The sequence below is a fragment of the Xanthovirga aplysinae genome (assembly GCF_009711365.1).
Taxonomy (GTDB): domain Bacteria; phylum Bacteroidota; class Bacteroidia; order Cytophagales; family Cyclobacteriaceae; genus Xanthovirga; species Xanthovirga aplysinae.
In genome coordinates this window covers 1-7,414 of record NZ_SMMB01001070.1, presented here as the reverse complement: position 1 = coordinate 7,414, position 7,414 = coordinate 1, and the positions used below count along the sequence as shown (strand labels likewise).

Genomic DNA, 7,414 nt, shown 5'->3' with positions numbered 1-7,414 from the left:
TTTTTTTCCTATCTTCTTAAGGTGGGGTTAGATATATTGTTTAAAATCAAACCTCAGTCAAATGTCAACCCCATATTGTACTTCTTCATTTACTAATTGGCGATGTTTTGTGAGAAAGTGGATATTCCAGTTAGTTGTTATAGTCGATAAAAGGAAATTTTCAAAATTTAATCCTGAAGTCATTCTTTTCGTATCATCGATCTTTCCTGATATCAAAGTGTTATTTACCTCTTCAATTTCCCATCTATGAATTTTTCCTTTTTAGGTTTTTTAAAAGAGTTGAAGGAAAGGAACTCCTTTCTTTTCAATATGGGATTGTTCTTTTTGATACTGTTTATTTGGAATTTATTGATGACGGTGATAGATAATCGTTTGGTTGGAGGATATAACGCCTGGTTAAAGCCCTCAAGATTTGCGGTTTCCTTTGCTATATTTTTAATTAGTATGGGATGGTATCTTATCTATTTGCCTATCTCTTACAGATTAATAAAACTGTTTAGCTTTTTATTAGGAGTAGTAGTTTTTTTGGAATATAACTTAATCGTATTTCAGGCCGGAAGGGGCATTTCTTCACATTTCAATTCCTTTACTTTTTTGGATACTTTTATTTTTCAAATGATTACTATTCTAAATGTGGTGATAGGTTTCCTGGTTTTAATAGTTTTTCTTTGCTTTATGGGGAAAGGGGTCAAATTGCCAATGACTTATTTGTGGGGGATTCGATTGGGCCTTTTGGTTTTTTTAGTTTCTTGCGCTCTTGGTGGGCTGATGATTAAATTGAATTCTCATAGCATTGGTTTAGAATCCTTAGGAGGGGGAATCCCATTTTTGAATTGGAATGAAAATGGGGGAGATCTGAGAGTTTCTCACCTTGTAGGGATTCATGGTTTACAAATTATCCCATTTTTTTCCTGGATATTGCATCAAATGAAAGAGTCTTGGAGAATTCACTTTCCTTTAATTTGGTTGTTATCCATTACATTAATCTATTTTTTATTTATTCTTTATCTTTTATTTGAGGCATTGGCAGGGTATTCATTTTTAAAATTGTAATCTTTGATTTTGTGAAAATTTACCTTCTTTTTGTAAATCTTTTTTCTTGATGACTAAATAAATTTTTTCAAGAGGAAAAATTTATTTAATCGTAATAGTAAGTTTGAATTCGACGAATTATTTTAATAATTGCTGACAGGCTTGTCACATAGAGGGATCAAATTTTATTTTCAACCTTATACAATAAAGTTCTAATGAAAACCTGGAAATTGCTGTTGATTTTTATTTTGAGTGGATTGAGTGATTTACATGCTCAAATTAATGATGTGGAAGGCCCAGAAAGTGTGATAAATTCTTCTTTTGATGAAGGTTTTCCAGTTTTATCTGCTGATGGAAAGGCTTTGTTTTTTAGCAGGGCAACTCGTGCCATGAATATGACTGGTAATAATAATGATGGGGAAATTTGGTTTTCCAGGATGGAGGAAAATGGACAATGGTCAACGCCGCAATTATTGCAAAAGCCTTTTAATACCCAATTTCAGGATGCTGTGATTGGAAGTACTGGGAATGGTGAGCTCCTGTATCAAAATTTCAATACAGAAATTAATCGTGATCAAAGCGATCCTGCCGTTTTTATTTCTAGGCGCAATGGGTTAAAAGGGTCTAAACCTGAAAGGGTGATAATTCGTGGGTTTTTAAACCGATCTGACAATCAAAGTATGAGCTTATCGGCTGATGGTAGAATTTTGTTGATGTCTATCGATTCTTATGGAAGTTATGGAAATGAGGATCTATATGTGAGTTTTAAACAAACTGATGGAAGTTGGTCCGCTCCGCGAAATCTTGGCTATATAATAAATACTGCTTTTCAAGAAATGACGCCTTTCCTGGCAGCAGATAATAAGACTTTATATTTTTCCAGCAATGGTAGAAATGGAATGGGAGGAAGGGATCTTTATTGGAGTAAACGACTTGACGATAGTTGGATAAATTGGTCAGAGCCTCAGAATTTGGGTCCTAATGTGAACAGTAGTGGCATTGAGCTTTCTTACTTACTTCCGATTGGAGGGGATTTTGCCTATTATATTTCCACTCAGACAAGCCAAGGTTTAGGAGATTTAAAAAGAATCCGGATAAGAGATGTGGAAAGATCTCTTGCCAATGGTGAGGCTGAAAATTTATCTGTTTTTGAAGCTGAAGCTATGAATATTGAACCTGTCGATCCAAGCTCCGTAACTGCCTCAGGAATAATTGATGAAGGTATCATTGATGATAACCCTCTTGACAATGCACTTCAAGATTCTGAGAAAAATATTGAAGTTGAATTATCTGAGGAAGTTAAGGAGAAACCGGTTATCACTATTGAAGGAAAGGTTTTGGACGCTAAATCCGGGAAAGAAGTTCCAGCTGTAATGGTAACCTATGACATGGTTGGTAAAAATGGCCCCTCCTCCCAAAGCATTGCCGTAGAGGGGAGTTTTAATACAGTTTTGCCGTTGAGTCAACAATATTTGGTGACTGTTAAAGCGAATGGATATATGACATTTGAAAAGCAGGTTAACCAGTGGAGGATAGAAAATGATACCACAATTAGAGAAATATATCATTTACTTCCTTTGGAAATAGGTGCCACTTTTCAATTAGAAAATGTCTTATTTAAAAGGGGTAAGGCTGAATTACTGGATAGTTCTTTTCCTCAACTTGATCAGGTGGTGGAGGTTTTAAAAGACAATCCGGAAATTAGTATCGAACTTTCTGGACATACTGATAACCAGGGTAGCGCTAAAGCAAATTTCGAACTTTCTCAAAAAAGGGCAGACGTGGTGAAAGCTTATCTAGTGGCACGTGGAATTAAGGTAAAGCGGATTAAGGGAAAAGGATATGGAAGCTCTCGCCCTTTAGGCAGTAATTTGAATGAGGAAAGTAGGGAGAAGAATCGTCGGGTTGAGTTTAAAGTGATTAAAAAGTAAAAGAAAGAAATGAGGAGGATTGATAAGGTAAATGACTATCGATCCTCCTTTTTGTTAATAGCCAAAGGCCGTGTCATCTCCTCTTGTATAATCAGCTGCTCCTTCCATTGTGCCATCAGGAAGGATAAGAATCGCTTCCATTTTTCCTAAACTCTTTACATCTTTTAAGGTGTATCCCATTTCCTTGAGTTTATTTCGAGTTCCATTATCAATAGCACCTTTTTCTATCAAAACTTGATCCGGGAGCCATTGGTGATGGAATTTCTTGGCATTTACAGCCTCTTGCATGGTCATTCCATGTTCAATTACGTTTAGGATAGTCTGATAAACAGAAGTAATTATGGTAGAACCTCCCGGTGTACCAACTACCATAAATAATTGATGATCTTTTTCAACAATCGTAGGAGTCATTGAACTAAGCATTCTTTTTTCAGCTTCAATTGCATTTGCCTCATTTCCTACCAAGCCAAATTGATTTGGATGTCCAGGTTTTATACTGAAATCATCCATTTCATTATTTAGTAAAAATCCGGCACCTTCCACCAATAATTTACTACCATAATTCCCATTTAGGGTAGTGGTGATAGAAACAGCATTTCCTTTTTTGTCTACTATTGAAAAATGAGTGGTTTCTGTACTTTCAATAATATCTACCTTTCCTTCTTTTATTTCAGCGGATGGGGTCGCCTTACCTGGTAATATGGAACTATTTCTGTTGCGTAGATAATCTTTACTTAATAGCATTTCCTGAGGAATTTCCACATAATCAGGGTCACCCAGAAAGGTTGCACGGTCTGCGTAAACCCGACGCTCCAATTCTGTCATAATATGAATGGTCTCAGCTGTATTATAGCCCGAATTTTTGAGATCGTAATTTTCAGATCCTTCCATTAATTGTGCTAATGCAATTCCTCCGCTGGAAGGTGGGGGCATTGAAATGATTTTGTAATTTTTATAGGGAACCTCAATAGCTTCTCGCCAAACGGAATGGTAATGATCCAAGTCTCCTTGGGTAATAATTCCATCATGTTTTTTAAGAGTTTTTAACAATAGTTGAGCTGTGGCACCGGAATAAAAACCAGCTCGTCCCTTATCTCGAATACGTTTTAAGGTGCTCGCCAGATTTTGATGATATAAAGTATCTCCTTTAATCCAACCCTTTTCGTTGTTGAGATAGATGGAAGTATTATTAACTTCTTTAAAGTTTTCTTGAAAGGTGTTTAGTTTGTCGGCCTCAAATTTCGTTAAAATCACTCCATTTTCCGCCAGATTTACTGCGGGTTGTACAAGCTCTTCCCAAGGTAAGTTTCCGTATTTCTGGTGTAATTCAACCATTCCATCTACACTCCCTGGTACACCTACAGCTAGAGAACCTTTGAGACTTAATCCTTTTATAACTTCACCATCTTTGTCAAGGTACATGTCTTTTGTGGCTGCCAGAGGGGCTTTTTCCCGGAAATCGAGACTCCCGGTATCCCCATTACTATTTCGGAATACAGCAAAACCTCCACCGCCAATATTTCCGGCTCTTGGATATGAAACAGCAAGTGCAAATTGGACCGCTACGGCTGCGTCAAAAGCATTTCCACCGGATTTTAATATATCAACTCCGATTTGGGAAGCTAAGGGATGGGCCGTAACTACACTTCCATTGCTGCTAATTACTCCTATTGTACTCTTTTCTTGCTGGGGCTGATTTTTCTTTTTTGCTTGACAAGCAACTAGTGTAAAGCAAATCAGAAGGTAGGATGAGATCTTTTTCATAGTAAAAAGTTTAGAAAATGGTTGAGAAAAGATTTTTCACTTTGGTCTCCTTGGTTATTTTAGATGGGGTTTAAAAAATAAAAAAGGTGCAGGAATCATTTCTTTCCTGCACTAAAAAAAATCAGAGATTATTTTTCTTGAGATTTTCTTCGAATAATTTAAATATCCTTCTGTATTCGTCTGTCCAACTAGATGCCTCTTTAAACCCATGATTTTCCATAGGGTAAACCGCCAATTCCCAGTTTTCTTTGCCCAATTCAATTAATCTTTGGGAAAGACGTACAACATCTTGAAAATGAACATTGGTATCTACCATTCCATGTGCAATTAATAATGCTCCTGATAAGCCATCAGCAAAATAGATAGGAGAGCTTTTACGATAGGCTAAGCTATCAGTGATAGGAGTATTTAAGATGTTCGAAGTATAAGGGTGATTGTAATGGGCCCAATCCGTTACCGATCTTAAAGCAGCTCCAGCCTGAAATACTCCTGGTTCTGTAAACATGGCCATTAAAGTAATAAACCCACCATAGGAACCTCCATAAATTCCCAATCGGTTAGGGTCAATATTTTGAGTTTCTACTAACCACTTTGCTCCATCGACCTGATCGTTTAGATCATTTCCACCCATATGTCGGTAAATTCCTGTTCTCCAATCTCGGCCGTAACCCGCACTGCCTCTGTAGTCTATATCCAAAACGGTATAGCCATTATCAACCAATAAATTGTGGAACATATACTCTCTGAAGTAGCTGCTCCACCATTGATGGGCATTTTGAAGATATCCTGCCCCATGAACAAATATTATAGCCGGTCCGTTATTTTCGGCTGATTCTGGTTTATAAAGCCTAGCATGAACTTGAGCTCCATCTCTTGCCTCGAAAGTAACAAATTCAGGTTTTCTCCAAGTGTATGCTTTAAAATCTTCGGTTTGTGATGAAGTGATTTTCCTAGCTTTTGCTCCGGTTTTATTCTCCTGAATGTAAAGCTCCCAAGGTTGATTAGCAGTTGAATGGCGAATCGCTAACCACTTTTCATCCGGAGATAAAGCCACTTCATTTCCTCCATTCATGGAGGTCAATTGAGTTATTTTGCCTCCATTTAAAGGCATTTTGTAAAAATGGCGAATTTCAGGATCTGATTTATTGGCTTCGAAATACCAGAATTTTTTGTCTTTGGAAATAAATGGATTATAAATCTCAAACTCTCCTTTTGTAAGAGTGGTCTTTTTACCGGAGTGGACATTTACAGTGTAGAGATGAGAATATCCACTTTCCTCGGATTGAAACCAAAAATTTATATTGTCAGGCATCCAACCAACAGAGCCAGCAGAGAAGCTCCAGCTAATGCCTGGTCCTGCAATCCAAGCATCGTCATGCTGCCTGTCTAATAGAGAAGGTTCTCCTGTATTTGGGTCCAATTTCATAATCCACCGGTCTTTGTTGTCCAAAGCTCGTACAATGATCACTGCAGTATTCCCATTCTCAGACCAGAAAGGACCATGAATTACTACATTTCTGTCTTTTTCGGCCTGGGGAACTCTTTTAGATTCTTTCTTTGATTTCGGTCCGTTTCCTTGATTGTCGCTCCAAAGATATTTTGGAATATCTCTGATTCCTGGGATTTTTGCAGTTTGAATCAAATAAGTCGTGTCCTTCTCAATATTATAAATAGCTGTTTCGTAGAAAGCACCTTCATTACCTACCTTTGTTCGGACATTTAAATCTTTTGTATAACCTGTTTCAGTTACATAATCAGGGACAATAGTATTTTTTGTTTCCGGATTTTTTTGAGTTAAGCGATAGGTAATAAATTTTTCATCCGGGCTTAATTGAATTTGACTTACCCTTTTATTACCGATAAATATTTTTTTAGGCCTTTTGGCATGATCTCTTTTATTCTGTTTTTTTGCTAATTCTTTATTTTGATGTCTTTCATTGAGAATTTCAAAATTTTCAAGTTGATCATCATAAAGCCATTTATCATGCTTATTGGTAATTTTCCCAGCCGTTTTGTGTTCCTTTCCGCTTCTAAAATCTGTCAATTGGCTGATCAGTCCTGAGCTTTTTTCCAGGCTGAAAAGATTTCCCTTCATTGTAAATATGATTTTTTTATTGTCTCCAGAAAATGAAGGGAAGGAAGCTTGAGCCAAAGTGTTTGTTAGTTGGTGAACACTACCATCTTCCATGTTTTGTAAAAAAAGATCTCCATTTTTTACATAAACTCTTTGTGTTTTGCCTTGATTGAACACTCCCGAAAAAGAGGGTAGCTTTCGTCTTTCTTCTGGCTTTACTTTTTGAAGTTGTTCAGAATTGGGTGAAATAGAGTAAAGAGAGTCTCCAGGGTTCTGGTCAGGATTCCAGTCGAAAAAGACCTTTTGACTGTCTGTTGCCCATCTTATATTTTTAGGCGAATAGCCTATAAATTTTTCACCCTTCATAATGTCTTTTAATTGCAAGGGTGATTCATTCTTTTGGGCATGAACAAAACTGCTTATAAAAAATGCAGCTGCGAACAAGCGAAAACTATTTTTGAACATTGGTAATTGGAATGATTAAAAAAATGTAAAAATATGCTCAATATAGTGTTTTTTTTTAAATGAATTTTTAACGGTGCTGTTAAAGGATATTTTGGAAGTGATTTTTTCCGAAGTATAGATTATTAAGTTATTATAGTGCTTAATGTTT

The 7,414-nt window shown here is 36.6% G+C and carries 4 protein-coding genes; 2 read left to right on the top strand and 2 right to left on the bottom strand.

Features of this window, described 5'->3' with window-relative positions; all coding sequences use genetic code 11:
* The first annotated feature begins 246 nt into the window (after window positions 1–246).
* Together E1171_RS11985 and E1171_RS11980 are read left to right on the top strand one after the other, a co-directional pair.
* Window positions 247–1,053 (top strand): hypothetical protein, encoded by an 807-nt coding sequence (locus E1171_RS11985; protein ID WP_155206243.1) that lies wholly within the window; start codon window positions 247–249, stop codon window positions 1,051–1,053.
* 194 nt (window positions 1,054–1,247) lie between these two features.
* Entirely contained in the window at window positions 1,248–2,963 is a 1,716-nt protein-coding gene (locus E1171_RS11980) for an OmpA family protein (protein ID WP_155206242.1), read from the top strand.
* Between the two features lie 54 nt (window positions 2,964–3,017).
* On the opposite strand, the gene ggt is transcribed toward E1171_RS11980, so the two are convergent.
* A complete protein-coding gene (gene ggt / locus E1171_RS11975) occupies window positions 3,018–4,727 on the bottom strand; it encodes a gamma-glutamyltransferase (RefSeq protein ID WP_155206241.1) in 1,710 nt (569 codons plus the stop codon).
* A 121-nt stretch (window positions 4,728–4,848) separates the two neighbouring features.
* On the bottom strand, window positions 4,849–7,266 hold the full coding sequence (locus E1171_RS11970) for a S9 family peptidase (protein ID WP_246164305.1): 2,418 nt from the start codon (window positions 7,264–7,266) through the stop codon (window positions 4,849–4,851).
* Window positions 7,267–7,414 lie beyond the last annotated feature (148 nt).

Bases quoted from the DNA above. Each gene is read 5' to 3' on its own strand.
- ggt (WP_155206241.1), bottom strand. From the start codon at position 4,727: ATGAAAAAGATCTCATCCTACCTTCTGATTTGCTTTACACTAGTTGCT.
- E1171_RS11980 (WP_155206242.1), top strand. From the start codon at position 1,248: ATGAAAACCTGGAAATTGCTGTTGATTTTTATTTTGAGTGGATTGAGT.
- E1171_RS11970 (WP_246164305.1), bottom strand. From the start codon at position 7,266: ATGTTCAAAAATAGTTTTCGCTTGTTCGCAGCTGCATTTTTTATAAGC.
- E1171_RS11985 (WP_155206243.1), top strand. From the start codon at position 247: ATGAATTTTTCCTTTTTAGGTTTTTTAAAAGAGTTGAAGGAAAGGAAC.